At 38.1% G+C, this 18999-nt stretch carries 14 protein-coding genes, 2 tRNA genes and 1 rRNA gene; 11 read left to right on the forward strand and 6 right to left on the reverse strand.

The genetic code is table 11. The features are described 5' to 3' along the window. Positions 1 to 8: 8 nt before the first annotated feature. From EA772_RS00005 to EA772_RS00015, 3 genes are all read right to left on the reverse strand, one after another. Positions 9 to 82 (reverse strand) — tRNA-Ala (locus EA772_RS00005). Between the two features lie 13 nt (positions 83 to 95). Continuing rightward, positions 96 to 170 (reverse strand) — tRNA-Ile (locus tag EA772_RS00010). 270 nt (positions 171 to 440) lie between these two features. Further along, positions 441 to 1960, reverse strand: a 16S ribosomal RNA gene (locus EA772_RS00015). Between the two features lie 1143 nt (positions 1961 to 3103). Between EA772_RS00015 and EA772_RS00020 the strand changes: the two genes are divergently transcribed. The 11 genes from EA772_RS00020 to EA772_RS00070 all read left to right on the forward strand — a co-directional run bounded on the left by EA772_RS00020 (position 3104) and on the right by EA772_RS00070 (position 15655). Then, entirely contained in the window at positions 3104 to 4048 is a 945-nt protein-coding gene (locus EA772_RS00020) for an outer membrane protein assembly factor BamD (RefSeq protein ID WP_010602350.1), read from the forward strand. Positions 4049 to 4055: 7 nt separating this feature from the next. Beyond that, the gene (locus tag EA772_RS00025; RefSeq protein WP_010602351.1) at positions 4056 to 4382 is read left to right on the forward strand and encodes a DNA-directed RNA polymerase subunit omega; all 327 of its coding nucleotides are present in this window, start codon (positions 4056 to 4058) and stop codon (positions 4380 to 4382) included. Positions 4383 to 4460: 78 nt separating this feature from the next. Continuing rightward, entirely contained in the window at positions 4461 to 5657 is a 1197-nt protein-coding gene (gene coaBC, locus EA772_RS00030) for a bifunctional phosphopantothenoylcysteine decarboxylase/phosphopantothenate--cysteine ligase CoaBC (protein ID WP_124910715.1), read from the forward strand. Further along, positions 5654 to 6547, forward strand: coding sequence for a DUF4835 family protein (locus EA772_RS00035; RefSeq protein WP_124910716.1), 894 nt, complete (start codon positions 5654 to 5656; stop codon positions 6545 to 6547). Before coaBC ends, EA772_RS00035 begins: the two co-directional genes overlap by 4 nt. 322 nt (positions 6548 to 6869) lie before the next feature. After that, a complete protein-coding gene (locus EA772_RS00040; protein ID WP_116170831.1) occupies positions 6870 to 7241 on the forward strand; it encodes a BlaI/MecI/CopY family transcriptional regulator in 372 nt (123 codons plus the stop codon). An 82-nt stretch (positions 7242 to 7323) separates the two neighbouring features. Further along, complete coding sequence (locus tag EA772_RS00045) at positions 7324 to 9276, forward strand: M56 family metallopeptidase (RefSeq protein ID WP_124910717.1); 1953 nt, start codon at positions 7324 to 7326, stop codon at positions 9274 to 9276. A gap of 105 nt (positions 9277 to 9381) precedes the next feature. Then, positions 9382 to 11034, forward strand: coding sequence for a DNA repair protein RecN (gene recN / locus EA772_RS00050; RefSeq protein ID WP_124910718.1), 1653 nt, complete (start codon positions 9382 to 9384; stop codon positions 11032 to 11034). A gap of 50 nt (positions 11035 to 11084) precedes the next feature. Continuing rightward, positions 11085 to 12320, forward strand: coding sequence for a carboxypeptidase-like regulatory domain-containing protein (locus EA772_RS00055; protein WP_124910719.1), 1236 nt, complete (start codon positions 11085 to 11087; stop codon positions 12318 to 12320). A 71-nt stretch (positions 12321 to 12391) separates the two neighbouring features. Continuing rightward, positions 12392 to 13627: a carboxypeptidase-like regulatory domain-containing protein gene (locus EA772_RS00060; protein ID WP_124910720.1), complete on the forward strand. Its 1236-nt coding sequence runs from the start codon at positions 12392 to 12394 to the stop codon at positions 13625 to 13627. A 55-nt stretch (positions 13628 to 13682) separates the two neighbouring features. Continuing rightward, complete coding sequence (locus EA772_RS00065) at positions 13683 to 14747, forward strand: PA0069 family radical SAM protein (protein ID WP_124910721.1); 1065 nt, start codon at positions 13683 to 13685, stop codon at positions 14745 to 14747. 35 nt (positions 14748 to 14782) lie between these two features. Further along, entirely contained in the window at positions 14783 to 15655 is an 873-nt protein-coding gene (locus EA772_RS00070) for a RimK family alpha-L-glutamate ligase (RefSeq protein ID WP_124910722.1), read from the forward strand. A gap of 80 nt (positions 15656 to 15735) precedes the next feature. Here the strand turns inward: EA772_RS00070 and EA772_RS00075 are convergent, their stop codons facing one another. The 3 genes from EA772_RS00075 to EA772_RS00085 all read right to left on the reverse strand — a co-directional run bounded on the left by EA772_RS00075 (position 15736) and on the right by EA772_RS00085 (position 18991). Beyond that, positions 15736 to 15990 carry a CAP domain-containing protein gene (locus tag EA772_RS00075; protein ID WP_124910723.1) on the reverse strand — a complete coding sequence of 85 codons (255 nt, stop codon included), beginning with the start codon at positions 15988 to 15990 and terminating at the stop codon, positions 15736 to 15738. A gap of 9 nt (positions 15991 to 15999) precedes the next feature. Further along, a complete protein-coding gene (locus tag EA772_RS00080; protein ID WP_124910724.1) occupies positions 16000 to 16254 on the reverse strand; it encodes a hypothetical protein in 255 nt (84 codons plus the stop codon). A 184-nt stretch (positions 16255 to 16438) separates the two neighbouring features. After that, positions 16439 to 18991, reverse strand: coding sequence for an ATP-dependent Clp protease ATP-binding subunit (locus EA772_RS00085; RefSeq protein ID WP_010600533.1), 2553 nt, complete (start codon positions 18989 to 18991; stop codon positions 16439 to 16441). Between the last annotated feature and the right edge of the window lie 8 nt (positions 18992 to 18999).

Here is an 18999-nt window from a genome sequence, read left to right on the forward strand (position 1 = left end):
CTTAAATGTGGAGAATAACGGAGTCGAACCGTTGACCTCCTGCGTGCAAGGCAGGCGCTCTAGCCAGCTGAGCTAATCCCCCAGGATTATTAAAGTAGTCCCGTCCAGATTTGAACTGGAGACCCCTACATTATCAGTGTAGTGCTCTAACCAGGCTGAGCTACGGGACTGTGCTGTATGGTCGCTGTGTTGCAGTTAGTATATTACCGCTACCGCTCCATTTGCTACCTAGCTTTCGTTCCGATGACCCTATGGTTAAGGACAACCGTCATTTCTTCTGGGTGTTTCTTCTTTTTGTTGATCCGTTGTTTCGATGTTAATTGTTTGGTATATGTCTTTCAACTTATATCCTACAACTCTCAACTTATAACTCTCAACTTATAACTTTTTTACTTTATCGAAATATCATGTTGCGCAGTGAGTAGTCAACTCTACTCCAGAAAGGAGGTATTCCAGCCGCACCTTCCGGTACGGCTACCTTGTTACGACTTAGCCCCAGTTATCGGTTTTACCCTAGGACGCTCCTTTCGGTTACATACTTTAGGTACCCCCAACTTCCATGGCTTGACGGGCGGTGTGTACAAGGCCCGGGAACGTATTCACCGCGTCATTGCTGATACGCGATTACTAGCGAATCCAACTTCATGGGGTCGAGTTGCAGACCCCAATCCGAACTGTGAATGGCTTTGTGAGATTCGCATCATATTGCTATGTAGCTGCCCTCTGTACCATCCATTGTAGCACGTGTGTAGCCCCGGACGTAAGGGCCATGATGACTTGACGTCGTCCCCTCCTTCCTCTCTGTTTGCACAGGCAGTCTGTTTAGAGTCCCCACCTTAACGTGCTGGCAACTAAACATAGGGGTTGCGCTCGTTGCGGGACTTAACCCAACACCTCACGGCACGAGCTGACGACAGCCATGCAGCACCTAGTTTCGTGTGATTGCTCACTGATCTATCTCTAGATCATTCACTAACTTTCAAGCCCGGGTAAGGTTCCTCGCGTATCATCGAATTAAACCACATGCTCCTCCGCTTGTGCGGGCCCCCGTCAATTCCTTTGAGTTTCACTCTTGCGAGCGTACTCCCCAGGTGGAACACTTAACGCTTTCGCTTAGCCGCTGACTGTGTATCGCCAACAGCGAGTGTTCATCGTTTAGGGCGTGGACTACCAGGGTATCTAATCCTGTTTGATCCCCACGCTTTCGTGCCTCAGCGTCAATAAGACCATAGTAAGCTGCCTTCGCAATCGGTGTTCTGAGACATATCTATGCATTTCACCGCTACTTGTCTCATTCCGCCTACCTCTAGTCCATTCAAGCCCATCAGTATCAAGGGCACTGCGATAGTTGAGCTACCGTCTTTCACCCCTGACTTAACAGGCCGCCTACGCACCCTTTAAACCCAATAAATCCGGATAACGCTTGGATCCTCCGTATTACCGCGGCTGCTGGCACGGAGTTAGCCGATCCTTATTCCTTCGGTACATTCAGCTTATTACACGTAATAAGGTTTATTCCCGAATAAAAGCAGTTTACAACCCATAGGGCAGTCTTCCTGCACGCGGCATGGCTGGTTCAGAGTTGCCTCCATTGACCAATATTCCTTACTGCTGCCTCCCGTAGGAGTCTGGTCCGTGTCTCAGTACCAGTGTGGGGGGCCATCCTCTCAGATCCCCTAGTCATCGTCGCCTTGGTGGGCCGTTACCCCGCCAACTAGCTAATGACACGCATGCCCATCTCCATCCCATAAATGTTTGATCATTGGATAATGCCATCCTGTGATTTTATGCGGTATTAATCCGGATTTCTCCGGGCTATCCCCCAGATGAAGGTAGGTTGCATACGCGTTACGCACCCGTGCGCCGGTCTCAAAGAAGCAAGCCTCTTCTACCCCTCGACTTGCATGTATTAGGCCTGCCGCTAGCGTTCATCCTGAGCCAGGATCAAACTCTCCATTGTAAAATGTGTTGTAAGATTCTGACCAGTTTTAACTATCGTTAAAAATAGTCTTCTTTTTAATTTGTCTGTTAGACATTGACTTTAAAATGTAATAAGGAACTCTGTACTTGAATTCGTACTTCATTACCCCACTACGCATCATTGACATCTCTTGTAAGAACTTAATCGGCTAAAACCTCACGGTCGCCTTTATATATCTGCTGGTTTTGGTTTCAGATGGTCTTTGTCGTCCATCCTGTGTTTTCACCAGTTTCAATCTTTGTTTGTTAATCGCTGTGGCATCCGCCACCTGATCTTTTTTGTTTCCCCTTCCTTTCAGTTGGGAGTGCAAAGGTAAGGATCTTTTTATAACTTCCAAATAAAATAAATTTTATTTTTTCGTTGTTTGTTTTTCCTTCCCGCTTTTCAATACCACCGGTTTTAACCAGCTTCCCGTTCTTCCGAACCGGGCTGCAAAGGTAACGATCTTTTTCATCCCCGCAAATTTAATTTGAAATAAATTATTGGCTTTTTCCTACCTCACATCCCACAGACCCATACTTTCATTCACAAACCCTCTCCTCCGGAGCGGGTTGCAAAAGTAGAAAAAATTCCACAATACACAAATAGTGTAATGCCTTTTATTCCTCAGCACTGGATAAAACGCTGTTTCTCAAAGAGAAAAAAATATTGATAGGGTAAAACTTTTCGAAGTCTTTAATGGTTTTATCAGGTTGCCTTGCCTGAATCGGATGATTTAGATGGAGAAGATATTATTTGGGAATGCGTTTTCGGCTCTGAATAGGCTACTTTCTAAAAGATATAGATATAGAGAAATACAAGTTTAAGATGATTTGCTTGTTTAGGCCAGGCGGCGATTGGCCATTTGTTCCGGGCAAAAGCTGCGCCACCTAAACCCGACCGCAGTGGAAAACCCGCAGCGAGGTACGAGCGAGGATTTGGAACAAAGGGCGGGAGGATACTTATATAGTAGTAATGAAAGTGATTTCCAAATTATTAATACTTCATAGTATATATGTAAAGAGAAACAATGAAGCGTTATGTTAAAAATTGTTAACTATATATATGTACTGATTTGCTTTGCATAGCTTAGCGGCGAATTGTTTTTATTGATGTTATCGTATTATTAATTATCTTTGCAGAATGTTTAAAGTTAAACACTTAATTATTTTGGTATTTGTTGCCGCATTGGGTATTGCGGGTTGTAAAAGTCGTTTCGAAAAATTGAGAGCGAGCAATGACGTTGCCAAAAAATACCAGGAAGCACTTAGATTGTACAATAAAAGGGATTACAGTAAAGCTTTAGTTCTTTTTGAAGATCTTTCGCAAAAATATCGCGGTCGTGCAGAGGCTGAGGATTTGAACTATTATTATGCGTATACTTTATATAGATTGAGTGATTACACTACTGCAAGGTATCAATTCAAGAGTTTTGCAGATACTTATCCTGCCAGTAAAAATGCTGAAGAAGCTCGTTATATGGGTGCTTATTGCTATTACTTAGAATCTCCATCTTTCTCTTTGGATCAAGAAAATACTTATAAAGCGATTGATGCATTGCAATTATTCATCAACTTATATCCAAACAGTGATCGGGCGGCGGCAGCGGGTAAATATATTGCTGATTTAAGAGGTAAATTGGAAGATAAAGCTTTTGAGAACGCAAAGATGTATTTAACGACTGGTCCGAGTAATGTAGATAATTATCGGGCGGCTGTTATCGCTTTAAAAAACGCACAAAGAGACTATCCGGATATTAAATATGCCGAAGAGATGGACTTTTTGATGATTAAAGCACAATATTTATATGCTAAAAACAGTTATATCATCCGCCAGGAGGATCGTTATAACGAGGCGATTGAATTATATACTGAATTTACTGAAAATCACCCTGACAGTAAGTTTACACGCGAAGCCAAGCAACTGAAAAAAGATGTTGAGGATGGGATTGTGGCTTCAAAACAAGAGCTTGCATTATATGCAGCTGATCAAGAAAAATATAAGCAGATGTTGATTAGGACTGGTAAATTAAAGGATACCGTTTCTACTAAACCAACTACTGCTGATAACACGAATATTAAAAATTAATTAATACATGAATACTAACAAACCTGCTGTACCAAATACTACAGTTACCAGAAACGTTCACGATTTGGATAGAACTACAGATAACTTATACGAATCTTTAGTTGTAATTGCTAAAAGAGCAAATCAGATTTCGAATAACGTTAAAGAAGAGTTGCACGGTAAATTAGCAGAATTTGCTTCGAGCAATGATAACCTGGAAGAGATTTTCGAAAATCGTGAGCAAATTGAAATCAGCAAACACTACGAACGTATGCCTAAACCTGTTTTAGTTGCTATGGATGAGTTTTTGAATGATAAGGTTTATCACAGAAATCCTGCTAAAGAACAAAAATAACATTGGCATAGCGCATGGAGTTTGGAGCTAAGGCGTTTCGCATGCGCTCTATGCACTGTGATTTAACTCTTTGCTTAAATGCTGAAAAATAAAAACATTATTCTTGGCGTTTGCGGTAGCATTGCGGCTTACAAGTCGGCCTTTCTGGTTCGGCTTTTAGTAAAAGCTGGCGCAAACGTTAAGGTAATTCTTACCCCTGATGGTGCGCATTTCATTACACCATTAACCCTTGCTACGCTTTCTAAAAACCCGGTTTACACCCAATATTTCGAAGAAGAAACTGGCGTATGGAGCAACCATGTTGAGTTAGGTTTATGGGCAGATTTCATTATTATTGCTCCTATCAGTGCCAATACACTTGCTAAACTTGCGACCGGGATTTGTGATAACTTACTGACGGCAGTTTATCTTTCGGCGAAATGCCCTGTATACGTGGCCCCAGCTATGGACCTGGATATGTGGAAGCATGAAAGTACCCAAAACAACATCAATCAAATTTCAACTTATGGCAATATTGTAATTTCTCCTGGCAGCGGGGAATTGGCCAGTGGATTGCATGGTGAAGGCCGTATGGCTGAGCCGGAAGAAATTGTGGCTTTTCTACTTGATAGTATTAAACAGTCACTGCCGTTAAATGGCAAAAAAGTAATGGTAACTGCAGGGCCAACCTATGAAGCAATTGATCCTGTCCGTTTTATCGGCAATCATTCTTCTGGCAAAATGGGGTTTGCTTTAGCCGACGAGTTGGCGAAGCTTGGCGCTGATATTACTTTGATTGCTGGACCTACAGCTCAAAAATCAAACGCTTACCTAAAAAGGATTGATGTAGTAAGTGCAGAAGAAATGTTAAATGCCTGCATATCTATTTTTTCGGAAACAGATATTACGGTAATGTGCGCTGCCGTTGCGGATTATCGTCCAAAAATAATAGCTTCACAAAAAATCAAAAAACAGGAAAGTGCATTGGTTTTGGAATTAGAGAAAACTGTGGACATTTTGGCGACGCTGGGAAAAAACAAAAGGGAGAGTCAAATTTTAGTTGGTTTTGCATTAGAAACCAACGATGAGGAAAATTATGCCAAGGGTAAGTTAGAAAAGAAAAACTTAGATTTGGTTGTACTTAACTCCCTGAATGATCAAGGTGCCGGATTTAAGGCAGATACCAATAAAATTACTATTTTTAACAAGGCATTGGAGCGAACTGTGTTTGAGCTGAAATCGAAAACTGAAGTAGCTAAAGATATTTGTACCGCTATATTAAAAATCATAAAATGATAAAAAGGATTGTTTGGATATTGTTGTTAATTGGTTTTGGGAAATTACAAGCTCAGGAACTGAATGCCCGGGTAACCGTTTTGGCGCCCCAGGTATCGAACATAAGCAAACCTACTCTGGAAGCCTTGCAAAGAACAATCCGCGATTTTTTGAACAACAATAAATTTAGTGTTGAAAGCTACAAACCACAAGAGCGCATTGAATGTAGTTTTGTAATTACGATTAATTCGTGGGATGGTGGTTCAGGTTATACCGCTGAAGCACAGATACAAAGTAGTCGCCCGGTTTTTAACAGTTCATACAATAGTACACTGCTAAATATGAGCGATAAGAATTTCGACTTTAGCTATAACGATGGATCTACTATAGATTTTTCTGACCAAAATTATATCTCCAACATCAGTGCACTTCTCTCCTATTATGCATATACCATTATCGGACTTGATAAAGATAGTTTTGCCAAACTGGGTGGAAGCACTTACTTTAAAAAAGCACAGAATATTATAAACTTAGCGCAGGCCTCTGGTAATACTGGCTGGAAGGCTATTGATGGTTTACGCAATCGCTTTTGGTTTAATGAAAACGTGTTGAATCCGGTTTTTAGCGAACTGCGTGTTTTTATCTACGCCTATCACCTAAACGGCTTAGACCAGCTTACCGACAATGATAAAGGTTTAACACAAATTGTATCGGCCCTGCCAGCATTACAGCAAATGGATAAACAAAAACTAGGATCTATTTTTCCTAATGTTTATTTTGCTTCTAAAGCTGAAGAGGTGACCAATGTACTTTCTAAATTAAATACTCAGGAGCGGATGAAAGCATATAATATGCTGGCTGAGATCGATCCTGCCAATATTGGTAAATACGAAGGATTGAAAAAAAATTAAATTTATGGTTGATAATTGGCATAAAGTTAATTTATAATCTGAATCCATTTGAAAACCAATTTCCATCTTTCAAATTAAAGTCAGTCCTGCTTTCCGTTTATACGCCTGCAAGCCTTCTGCACAAGGCCGGTATCCACTTCAATCAGGTTTAATTAACTTAACCTGGTGCTGAAAACTCAAAATATCACCTTCCTCGTTTCTTAATTATGCAACGTTTTACACGTTCCTGCGTCTATTAATAAAAAAAAATGTTAAAATATTTTGATTATACGAATATCTTCGTACATTTGATTACGAAATAATTCGTACAACGTGTAACAATATGACTATTAATAACATCAAACCTACAGAAGGCGAAATGGAAATATTACAGGTGCTTTGGCAAAAAGGGCTTGCTACGGTAAGGGAGGTTCATGAAGCTTTAAATAAAAAGGATTCTGGCTACACCACTACTTTAAAATTAATGCAGATTATGCATGAAAAAGGAATGGTTGAAAGGGACACTAACCAAAAAACACATATCTATAAAGCCATAGTTAACCGAGACAAAACGGAAAAGCAGCTGGTTACAAAAATGATTGATAATGTTTTTAATGGTTCGGCGGCGAGATTAGTAATGCAGGCACTGGGTAATCATAGCGCAAGTGCAGATGAGCTTGACGAAATCAAAAAATATTTAGATAGCCTTAAGTAGTGCTATTGGTTGAGGATGAAAGGTGTAGGGTTTAGCCCTAAAATAAAACTTAAATGTTCGAGTAATCGATAAAAACACCACTATGGAAACTTTAGTAGAACAATTCATCAAGGCATTTGGATGGAGTATTTTAAATTCCCTTTGGCAAAGTGCCCTTATTTACGGTATCTTATTCATCATCATGATGAGTTTACCGAAACTGGCAGCAAAATATAAACATAATCTTGCTTTCGGTTCAATTGTATTGATGTTTATAGGATTTGTTTATCACTTTGTAACTCAAATGCTCATCAACATCCCTCAGGAATCAGCTGTAATTAAACAGCAAGGCCTTCAGTTCCAACAGTATTTAAATAATTTGCCAGAGAGCTTCAATAGCAAAGCAGAGGCTTATTTCCCAATCGTAGTAATATTTTACTTAATTGGCATTTTACTTCAACTCTTTGTCATTATAAAGGGCTATAATCAACTTAATAAATTAAAAACACTGCATCTAAGCGCTATTCCTGATGAATGGAATTTATTATTTAAGAAAGTAACTGCTAAGTTAAAGATTAAAAAGGCGATTAATTTTAGATTATCCTCCATTGTAAACGTTCCATTGGTTGTTGGTTATTTTAAGCCCGTTGTTTTGTTCCCAATCGCACTGGTTAACCAGCTGGATAATGATCAGGTTGAGGCGATTTTAATCCACGAACTTTCTCATGTGAGAAGGAATGACTTCCTATTAAACCTAATCAAAACCGCTATTGAAACATTACTTTTCTATAATCCTTTTGTTTGGATGGCTGGTAGATTTATCCACATTGAACGAGAGCACGCTTGCGATGATCTTGTACTTAAAATAACCGGCAAACCATTAAACTATGCTCACGCCTTACTCAAACTTGAATTATTAAAAGATAAGAGCAGTCCTGCGTACGCCCTGGCTGCGACAGGGAAAACCCAAAATTTATATCAGCGCATAAAAAGAATAACCAATATGAAAACAAATTACTTAAATGCTAAACAGCAAATGGCTGCCCTCACCCTTGGCGTTGCATGTCTGTTTTCTATCGCATGGATTAATCCAACTGATCGGCAAAAAGACAACAAAATAGTTGCTAAAAACGAATTAATGACCATGACCAGTGCAGACGGCACAGTGAAGACATTTGTAAAAATTGATACGAGTAAAAAGCGTAAAATTAAAATTGTAACCATTGATGCCAACGGTAAAAAAACGGAGTATAACTCGTTAAATGAAATGCCAGATAGTTTGAGAAGGAATTTTTATAAGGATGAGCTTTTTTCTGGCAAAAATGTATTTAGATTAACCAGTGATTCTAATTTTAAATTTAAGGATTCATTGTTTCAGGCAAGGATTTACAAAAAGTTTAATTCTCCTGAGGCGCAAGCAAAATGGAAAAAATTTGGAGAGGATATTGCAAAGGAATATTCATCTCCGGAAGCTCAGGCTAAATGGGAAAAGTTTGGGGCTGATGTAGCGAAAGAATATACCTCGCCCGAAGCTCAGGCTAAATGGAAGAAATTTGGAGAGGATATCGCAAAGGAATTTTCATCTCCTGAAGCGCAGGCCAAGTGGAAAAAATTTGGTCAAGATATTTCAAAGCAATACTCATCTCCTGAAGCGCAGGCCAAATGGAAAAAGCTTGCAGAAAATATGTCTAAAGAATTTAATTCTCCTGAAGCGATGGAAAAGTGGAGAAAAATGAGTGAAGAAACTGCCGCTAAATTGAATACGCCAGAATTTAGAGCCGAATTAGACGCCTTAAAAGATCGTATTGGAAAGGCTGATAGCAGAAGAATTACAAACTTATCAAGATTAAAAAATGATTCTTTGGCGAAGGTTTACCAATATAATTTTTCTACACCTGAAAGTTCAACGATTTATTTAAATGATCACCAGCCCAACAATAAAGTAAGGCAAACTGAAGAATATAAAAGGCTGAAAGAGAAATTTGATAAAGAGGTAAAAGAACTCAAAGAGAAGATAGAAAAGGCGGAGAAAAAAGAGAAGAAAGAAAAATCATAAAAATAAAATAAACCAAACAAACCATAAAACAGCGAAGATTTATCTTCGCTGTTTGTGTTTTAAGCATCATGTTGAAATAACTTTTTAGTATTTTCGTAGACTGATATGCTACAAAAACTTTCCATTCGTAATTACGCATTAATTGATAGCCTTGATATCGAATTTGATAAAGGCTTAAATATCATCACCGGTGAAACAGGCGCCGGAAAATCTATCATCTTAGGTGCTTTATCGTTAATTTTAGGGCAAAGGGCAGAGAGTAAATATTTCTTTAACCAGGATAAAAAATGTGTGATTGAGGGAAATTTTGCTTTGGCTGACAATCAGCTCAAAGATTTTTTCGAGGAAAATGACCTGGACTTTTTTAATGAAACTATTCTTCGCCGTGAGATTTCTATTGATGGAAAATCGCGGTCTTTTATTAACGACACGCCTGTTAACTTATCCATATTAAAGCAAATTGGCGAAAAGTTAATTGATATCCATTCCCAACATGCTACGCAGGAAATAAACGATGCTGACTTTCAATTGCTCATCGTAGACTCATTGGCTAATCATCAAACTTTATTAGTTGAGTACAGAAATGGTTTTAAAAAATTGAGACATGAGCGTAATCGTTTAAAAAAACTCATTGAAGATGCTGCTGAAGCTAGAAATAAGCAAGACTATGAGCAATTTTTGTTTAACGAACTGGAACAGGCCAATTTAAAATCGGGCGAGCAAGAAGAATTGGAGTTGGAACTGGAAAAGCTTACCCATGCCGAAACCATAAAAAGAGGTTTACTTACATCAACTGGTTTATTAACAGAAAGTGAACCATCAGCACTGCAGATACTGAAAGAAGCGCAATTACAGTTACAGGCTATTGAGAAGTTTGATCCGGCAATTAACGCACTTTTTGAGCGGCTAAAATCATCGATCATCGAGATTAAAGATATAGCAGATGAAGTTTCATCGTTGGAAGAAAATACTTTGCACAGTGCCGATCGCCTTGAAATCATTAATCAGCGATTGGACTTATTTTATTCATTGCAGCAAAAGCATCGTGTAAGTAATAACGACGAATTACTGGCACTCCAAAATCAACTTGAGCAAAACTTAAATAACCTGTTATCATCAGATGCAAATATTGAACAGCTCGAAAAAGATATTGAACAACTTAAACTTAGCTTAACTAAACAAGCAAATGCATTGAGCAGTAATCGTAAAAAAGCGATTAAAATTGTGGAAGACCAAACCGCCTTAACGCTAAAAAGATTAGGAATGCCGAGTGCAAAGTTGGTTTTGAATCAAAAACAATTATCAGATTTAAATAAGGACGGTTTAGATGAAATTTCCTTATTGTTTACTGCAAATGCCGGACAAAGCCCTGCTCCTGTTAATAAAGTAGCCTCAGGCGGAGAATTATCACGATTGATGCTGGCGATTAAGGCCCTACTTGCTAAACACACCTCCTTACCCACAATCATCTTTGATGAAATTGATACCGGAATCTCTGGCGAGACAGCATTAAAAGTCGGTGAAGTTATTTCAGATCTTGGCGAAAATATGCAGGTAATCTCCATCACCCATTTACCACAAATTGCTGCGAAAGGTAATGCACATTACTTCGTGCACAAAAATGAATCTGGTGGCAAAACAAGTACCGGCATCAGAAAACTTAAGGCTGACGAACGTGTGGGTATCATTGCAGAGATGTTGAGCGGTAAAAATCCGGGTGCTTCAGCAATTGAAAACGCAAAGGAATTGTTAGGATAGTTACATAACAATACACTTGCATCATTCAAACTAAAACACTAGTTTTAAAAATGCGATCGATTGTTTTGTTTATATTTTCTAACCTGATTTTTCTATTTTCATTTGCCCAACAAAGCTTCAACCTATCGGGTACTATAAATGATAAACGAGGTGAAGCCTTACCGGGTGCTGGAATTTATGTGAGCGGTTATAAAATAGCCACAGTTGCAGACAATGATGGTAAATACATTCTGCCACTTAAACCAGGGAATTATGATATTTTAATCCAGTTAATCGGATATAAAGCACTTAACAAAAATGTGATCATTTCAGATAAAGCGATCAAACTGGATATCATTCTTGAAGAAAGCATTACACAATTAGCCGAAGTAACTATTAAACCTGATCCAAACCGGGCGCATTACATTGCAATGTTTCGTGATTTTTTTATCGGCACCACACCTAATGCTCAAATTTGCAAAATTGTTAACCCGAATGTATTACTTATCGATTACGATCAGGAAGATCGAAAATTAACGGTCAAAACAAATGAGTTTTTAATTATTGAGAATCAAGCGCTTGGTTACAGAATTAAATACCTCGTTAAAAACTTCGAATGGGAAAGCAAAACAGGAATAATTTATTATGAGGGTTTTCCTTATTATGAAGATTTAAAAGGATCAGAACGGAAAAAACGCATTTGGGCGAAGAAACGAAAGGAGGCATATTTAGGGTCACCGCAACATTTTTTCAAATCGCTGTTTCAGAATAGCGCCACCAAGGAGGGATATATTATCAATAAGCTAATTACAAAACCTAATCCGGATCGGCCATCAGATAGTATAATCAATGCGAACATGAGGCGCCTGGCTCAAAAGCAAATTGGTTCAAACGGCAATATTACAATTAGAAACGATCAAGATGATTCATTAAGCTTTTGGGCCAGAAAGAAAAACCTGAATAAAGGAATTTCAATCTTAAATCGTAGGGATGTACTTCAAGATACTTTGGTTAAATATTTCAATCCAAACATTAAAGCAATCAACTTTACCGACAAGCTTTACGTGATTTACAAAAACGAAACTGAAGATCCCATGTTTGTAAACCGACTTGGTCAGTCGATATCTCGTCCTTTAGACATGCCAAATTATCAGGTTTCTATTATCGATTTACAGGTTGCACCTGTGTATTTTTATGAAAATGGTGGCATTTATAATCCCCGATCCATGTTGTTTTCAGGATATTGGGCCTGGGAAAAAATTGCAGATAGTGTGCCGATGGATTTTAGCCTCAAAGAATCGCTTTGAAAAAAAGTTAAATTTGTTAAATTCATATCCTGACATTCGGAATATTACCGCTTTTGGTTACATTCGCTTTCATGATTAAAAGCCTACTGGCAACCTCATTCCTTATTATTATTGGTCTCTGTGCTTTTGCACAAAACACGTTTACCATCAGCGGCACTGTTAGAGATAGCAGAGATGGCTTACCTGGTGCAAGTATTTATTTGAGCGGCTATAAAATTGCTACCGTTGCCGACAATGATGGGAAATTTAAACTTCAAAACCTTAAACCAGGCAGTTATGATTTGCTTGTTCAAATTGTAGGATACCTCCCCTACTCTAAAAGCGTAATTATTTCTGATCAATCAGTTACTGTTGATCTGGTTTTGAAAGAGAACGTCGCTCAATTGGATGAGGTAGTTGTCCGGGCAGATCCGAACAGGCAAAAGTACATCAATCAGTTTAGAGAGTTTTTCATTGGCAAATCGCCAAATTCGCTTCAATGTAAAATTTTAAATCCTCAGGTACTCAATGTTGATTTCGATATTACAAAAAGTACGTTAACTGTTAGCACCACCGAGTTTCTTGTTGTTGAAAATAAAGCTTTAGGCTATCGTTTAAAATATATGCTGGATCATTTTGAGTATAACTCGAGAACTCACATTATTTATTATTCAGGTCACCCATTCTTCGAGGAACTAAAAGCTTCTGCGGCTAAAAAGAAAAAATATATCGCAGCCAGAGAAATTGCTTACTATGGATCATCACAACATTTTTTTAGGTCGCTTTACGCTGGAAAAAGCAAAGAAGAAGGATTTATCATTAATAAAATGCTTAAAATACCAAATCCGAATCGTTATCCAGAATATGTGATCAATGCGAATTTAGAGAAGATCAAAACACTGCCAGAAAAAACAGGTGTGCGAAAAAGTGCAGGAAAGATTGACACCGCATTGCTCAACTTCTGGACCAAACAAAAGGAAATGCCAATAACTATCGACAGGTTTTCAAGAGGCGATGTACGCCCAGATACCTTGGTGCATGATTATGATGAAAATTTAAAATACCTGAGTTATACTGACGCACTCATTGTTCAATATACCAAAGAAAAAGAATCGCTGGGCTATTCAAAAACCGGATTTTGGATTTTCAGGCCATTGGATGTTCCCGAAAATCAAATCTCAGTAGCTAACTTAACAAGCAGTGGCGTTCGTTTCTATGAAAACGGTGGTATTTATGATTCAAGATCGCTGCTTTATGAAGGTTATTGGGCTTACGAAAAAGTTGCCGATATGGTGCCAATGGACTACATACCACCCGCCAAAATTTAACTAGATTCTTTCCACATTTAATTAAAATTACTAAAAATATTAGTAATTTTAATTAATGACTGGCGAAGAAAAACAGTATTTCAGAGGAAGGGGTGCTCAGGTTAATCCACATAACAAATTCTTAAAGGATGTTTATGTAAAAGAGTATGATGAGGGCATTGATGATTGGGAGGAAAGTGACCACAAAACGTCCTTTATTTTCGAAAACTCAAAATCTATTGTAAATAAGGTTGATAGTCCGGATGTTGGAATGGCTTATTCGCTAAATCCATATCAGGGCTGTGAACATGGCTGTACTTATTGTTATGCCCGCAATTCTCATCAATACTGGGGATATAGTGCAGGCATCGAATTCGAGCGCAAAATTATCGTGAAAAAGGACGCTCCTCTCCTATTTAAAAAATTTCTTGAGAAAAAAGGATGGGATGCTTCCACGATATCACTTTCTGGAAATACCGATTGTTACCAACCTGCGGAAAGGAAATTCAAATTAACCCGTCAGCTATTAGAGATAGCACTGGAGTACAAGCAACCCATTGGCATGATTACAAAGAATTCGCTTATTCTTCGTGACAAAGATATTCTGCAGGAAATGGCCAGGCTAAATCTCTGCATGGTTTATGTTTCTATTAATAGTTTAAATGAAGATTTAAGGCAAGTAATGGAGCCAAGAACCACAACTGCTAAACAGCGACTAAAAGTAGTGGAAGAATTGAGCAAAGCTGGAATACCGATGGGCGTAGTCGTTGCGCCACTTGTTCCGGGCCTAAGCGATCACGAAATTCCAAAAATTTTAAAAGCGGTGGCTAGTGCTGGTGCGATACAGGCAGGTTATACCGTAGTACGATTAAATGGCGCAATTGCTCAAATTTTTGAAGATTGGCTACAGAAGAATTTTCCAGATCGTTTTGAGAAGGTTTGGCATATGATACAAAGCTGCCATGGAGGAAATGTAAATGATAGCAGATTTGGAGATCGCATGCGTGGAGACGGCCATATTGCAAAAATGATCAGAGATAATTTTAAGCTGCACTGCCGTTTAAATGGTCTTAATGTGAAGCGCATTGTTTTAAATCATTCGCATTTTAAAGTCCCAAATGACCAGATGTCATTGTTCTAGTTTGAAATTTGAGGGATAAAACATAGTTTTAACACATGAATATTGCACTGGTAACTTATTTGGATAAGGGAAAATACGATTCAACAACCGTTGAAAGTGAAGATGATAAACTATTAAACTTTCTAAAATATAAAGGACTCCACATTGAAAAGGTAATTTGGAATGATCCAGCTGTAAATTGGGAGCGCTTTCAATTGGCCGTATTAAAATCTCCATGGGATTATTTTGACAGGATTAATGAATTTCATAAATGGCTTGATCATCTGGAAACAAAAGAAGTCAAGCTATTAAATCCGATTGATGTTGTACGCTGGAATACCAACAAACATTACCTCAAGGAAATTGAAGCCACAGGACTGGCAGTTACACCAAGTGTATTTATCAGTAAAAATGATCAATTTTTACTTAATGATTTTTTTGAGCAGTTTAATTCGAAAAAGCTTATTGTAAAACCATGTGTAAGCGGTGGAGCGAAAAATACTTTTAAAGTGACAGATGAAAATGTGGAGGAAATAAATAATCAACTGCAGGTGCTTGTTAAAGAAGAAGATTTTATTGTTCAACCATTTTTACCTGAAATAATAGAAAATGGAGAGTGGTCGTTTGTATTTTTTAATGGAACTTACAGCCACTCATTAGTAAAAAAGGCAAAACCTGGTGATTTCCGGGTTCAGCCTGCGCATGGAGGTTCTGTTCACCCACAAAAGCCCCGTCAGGAGGTAATTGACATGGCTGCCAAATATGTAAATCTTTTTGCAAAAAACTGCCTGTATGCAAGAGTTGACGGAACATTTGTTAATGGAAGATTTTTATTAATGGAGCTGGAACTGATTGAACCTTTTCTATTCCTGAATACCGATCCGGAAAATTACGAGCGGTATTACCAGGCATTAATCAAAATGATCTAGCGGGTAATTCATTTAAAAATGAGATAGCCACAGTTTAACATTAGATTCCTATAGTTATGCTAAGCTGTGGCTAAACAAGTTTACATTTTCACAGCGAATACTTGAGTCCAGAAAGCACCTGCCCTCGCTGCTCCTATTTCCTTGTAATCCGCATTCATCATATTTTTGCAGTGTCCTTCACTTTTAAGCCAATCATTAAAAACCTGGTTTTCGGTTGTTTGTCCTTGAGCAACGTTTTCACCAACAGACTTCCACTGGTAGCCACTAGCAGTTACACGATCTCCAACACCCTTTCCATTTGCAGATTCATGTTGCATTTTGTTGATCGACTCCATGTATTTACTTTAATTAGACGCAGCAGTTGCTAAATTGCCATTCCAGGTAAGCGCAGTAACTGGTGGCATTGTAGTGGTTCCGCATTTGCAGCCAGCCAAACGTATATCATTTACCAGCTTTAACATTAGTTCATTATTGAGATTAGTAACTAATGGTGTTTCAATTTTAGTTAGGGTTTCTATTGCAGTAGACTCAGTTCCTTTTTTACAGGAGGTAGCAAAGCAAGCAATTGCCAAGCCGATCATTGGGACGTATAATTTCATTAAATAGGGTTGTTTGGTGTGGAAAGATAGCTTGAAAATTTTATAATTAAAAACTATCGAATCACATTTTTGTGCCTTAAACCTTGATTAAATCAACTTTTATAGTTTTTGTAATTCTACTAATACGATAAATGATCAAAGGTGTATCATAAAAAAAGCTCCCGATTTTCATCGGGAGCTTTTTTTATTTACTTGAAGAATCTTCTTCTTTTTTAGGCTCTTCTTTCTTCTTTTCGCCTTTTTTGTGATTTACTGAAATCAACTCTGTTTCTTTATTATAATCAATTTCCAAAACATCGCCTTCAGTTAATTCACCTTTGAGTATTTCTTCTGCGATCGGATCTTCTAAATATTTCTGAATGGCACGTTTTAACGGACGGGCACCAAAATTACTATCGAAACCTTTATCGGCAATATAATCTTTAGCATTATCAGTTAATGCAATTTCATAACCTAAAGTATGAACGCGACCGAATAAAGCTTTTAATTCGATATCAATGATTCTGAAAATCTCATCTTTACCTAAGCTATTGAAAACGACTACATCATCAACACGGTTTAAGAATTCTGGAGCAAAAGCACGTTTTAAAGCACTTTCTATTACGCCACGACTGTGAGATTCGGCCTGGTTTGTTTTCGCAGATGTAGAGAAACCAACTCCCTGACCAAAATCTTTTAACTGACGGGCACCAATGTTAGAAGTCATGATGATGATTGTATTTCTAAAATCAACTTTACGACCTAAACTATCTGTTAATTGTCCTTCATCTAAAACCTGTAATAAGATATTGAAAACATCAGGGTGAGCTTTCTCAATCTCATCTAACAAGATTACAGCATATGGTTTTCTTCTAACTTTTTCAGTTAATTGTCCACCTTCTTCATAACCCACGTATCCTGGAGGCGCTCCCACTAAACGAGATACTGCGAATTTCTCCATGTACTCACTCATATCAATTTGAATTAGCGAATCATCACTATCAAACATGAAACGAGCCAGTTCTTTTGCCAATTCTGTTTTACCAACACCAGTTGGACCTAAGAAAATAAATGAACCGATTGGTTTTTTAGGATCTTTTAATCCTGCTCTGGTACGTTGGATGGCTTTGGTTAATTTCTTAATGGCATCATCCTGACCAATAATTTTCTCCGCAACTTTATCGTACATATTTAATAGCTTTTGGCTATCGGTTTGTCCAACACGTTGTACCGGAATACCAGTCATCATGGCTACAACTTCAGCAACATTATCTTCAGAAACTTCGTAACGTTTTGTTTTAGTTTCTGCTTCCCATTCCGCTTTAGCTTTATCTAATTCTTCAATTAAATTTTTCTCTGTATCGCGTAATTTTGCTGCTTCTTCATATTTCTGGCTGCGAACAACTTTGTTTTTCTCTAACTTAATATCTTCGATTTTTGCCTCGATATCGATGATGTTCTGAGGAACGTGGATGTTTGTCAAATGCACTCTGGATCCTGCTTCATCTAAAGCATCAATTGCTTTATCTGGTAAGAAACGATCAGAAATATAGCGAGATGTTAAAGTAACACAAGCTTCAATTGCTTCTTGAGTATAAGTTACACCATGGTGTTCTTCATACTTGTCTTTAATGCGGCTTAAAATTTCGATAGTTTCATCAGGTGTAGCTGGCTCAACCATTACTTTCTGGAAACGACGATCCAACGCACCATCTTTTTCGATATACTGACGATACTCATCTAAAGTGGTAGCACCAATACATTGAATTTCTCCCCTGGCTAAAGCAGGTTTAAACATATTTGAGGCATCAAGTGAACCTGAAGCACCACCAGCACCAACAATAGTATGAATCTCATCAATAAATAAAATTACATCGGTAGATTTTTCAAGCTCGTTCATCACGGCTTTCATACGTTCTTCAAACTGACCACGATATTTTGTACCAGCCACTAACGATGCTAAATCTAAAGTAACTACACGTTTGCCAAAAAGCACACGTGAAACTTTACGTTGTACAATGCGCAAGGCCAAACCTTCTGCAATTGCCGATTTACCAACACCTGGCTCTCCAATTAAAATCGGGTTGTTCTTTTTTCTACGAGATAAAATCTGCGAAACACGTTCAATTTCCTTCTCGCGGCCAACAATCGGGTCTAAGCGCCCTTCTTCTGCTGCCTTGGTTAAATCACGACCGAAGTTATCTAAAACCGGTGTTTTTGATTTAATATCCGAAACCTTTTTAGGTGTACTAAAGCTCTCTTCTTCACGATAATCATCATCGCCACCCGTAGATGCGCTGTTTGAAATATCATCTCTGAAACCATTTTTATTCACTTCAACCTCCTGTTTAAAAACATCATAAGTAACACCATACTGTAACAATATCTGCGAAGCAATGTTATCATCGTCTCTCAAAACAGATAACAACAAATGCTCTGTGCCAATTAAATCGCTTTTAAATATTTTAGCTTCTAAGTAAGTAATTTTTAAAACTTTTTCTGCCTGTTTAGTTAACGGAATATTGCCTAAGTTAACTGTAACACTCGAAGTACCGCGAACAGCATCTTCAATTGAGCGGCGCAATTTACCGGTATCAACTCCTAACGATCGTAAAATTTTTATAGCCATGCCATCGCCTTCGCGAATGAGGCCCAATAATAAATGCTCGGTTCCAATGTAATCATGCCCTAAACGGAGCGCTTCCTCCCTACTAAAAGAGATTACATCTTTAACCTGTGGTGAAAATTTTGCTTCCATAATACCTT

The organism is Pedobacter sp. G11, from assembly GCF_003860265.1.
GTDB classification, from domain to species: domain Bacteria; phylum Bacteroidota; class Bacteroidia; order Sphingobacteriales; family Sphingobacteriaceae; genus Pedobacter; species Pedobacter agri.

Excerpts from the sequence above, each read along its gene's own strand:
- EA772_RS00065 (WP_124910721.1), top strand. The coding sequence starts at position 13,683 with ATGACTGGCGAAGAAAAACAGTATTTCAGAGGAAGGGGTGCTCAGGTT.
- recN (WP_124910718.1), top strand. The coding sequence starts at position 9,382 with ATGCTACAAAAACTTTCCATTCGTAATTACGCATTAATTGATAGCCTT.
- EA772_RS00045 (WP_124910717.1), top strand. The coding sequence starts at position 7,324 with ATGGAAACTTTAGTAGAACAATTCATCAAGGCATTTGGATGGAGTATT.
- EA772_RS00070 (WP_124910722.1), top strand. The coding sequence starts at position 14,783 with ATGAATATTGCACTGGTAACTTATTTGGATAAGGGAAAATACGATTCA.
- EA772_RS00035 (WP_124910716.1), top strand. The coding sequence starts at position 5,654 with ATGATAAAAAGGATTGTTTGGATATTGTTGTTAATTGGTTTTGGGAAA.
- EA772_RS00025 (WP_010602351.1), top strand. The coding sequence starts at position 4,056 with ATGAATACTAACAAACCTGCTGTACCAAATACTACAGTTACCAGAAAC.
- EA772_RS00060 (WP_124910720.1), top strand. The coding sequence starts at position 12,392 with ATGATTAAAAGCCTACTGGCAACCTCATTCCTTATTATTATTGGTCTC.
- coaBC (WP_124910715.1), top strand. The coding sequence starts at position 4,461 with ATGCTGAAAAATAAAAACATTATTCTTGGCGTTTGCGGTAGCATTGCG.
- EA772_RS00085 (WP_010600533.1), bottom strand. The coding sequence starts at position 18,991 with ATGGAAGCAAAATTTTCACCACAGGTTAAAGATGTAATCTCTTTTAGT.
- EA772_RS00080 (WP_124910724.1), bottom strand. The coding sequence starts at position 16,254 with ATGAAATTATACGTCCCAATGATCGGCTTGGCAATTGCTTGCTTTGCT.
- EA772_RS00055 (WP_124910719.1), top strand. The coding sequence starts at position 11,085 with ATGCGATCGATTGTTTTGTTTATATTTTCTAACCTGATTTTTCTATTT.
- EA772_RS00020 (WP_010602350.1), top strand. The coding sequence starts at position 3,104 with ATGTTTAAAGTTAAACACTTAATTATTTTGGTATTTGTTGCCGCATTG.
- EA772_RS00075 (WP_124910723.1), bottom strand. The coding sequence starts at position 15,990 with ATGGAGTCGATCAACAAAATGCAACATGAATCTGCAAATGGAAAGGGT.
- EA772_RS00040 (WP_116170831.1), top strand. The coding sequence starts at position 6,870 with ATGACTATTAATAACATCAAACCTACAGAAGGCGAAATGGAAATATTA.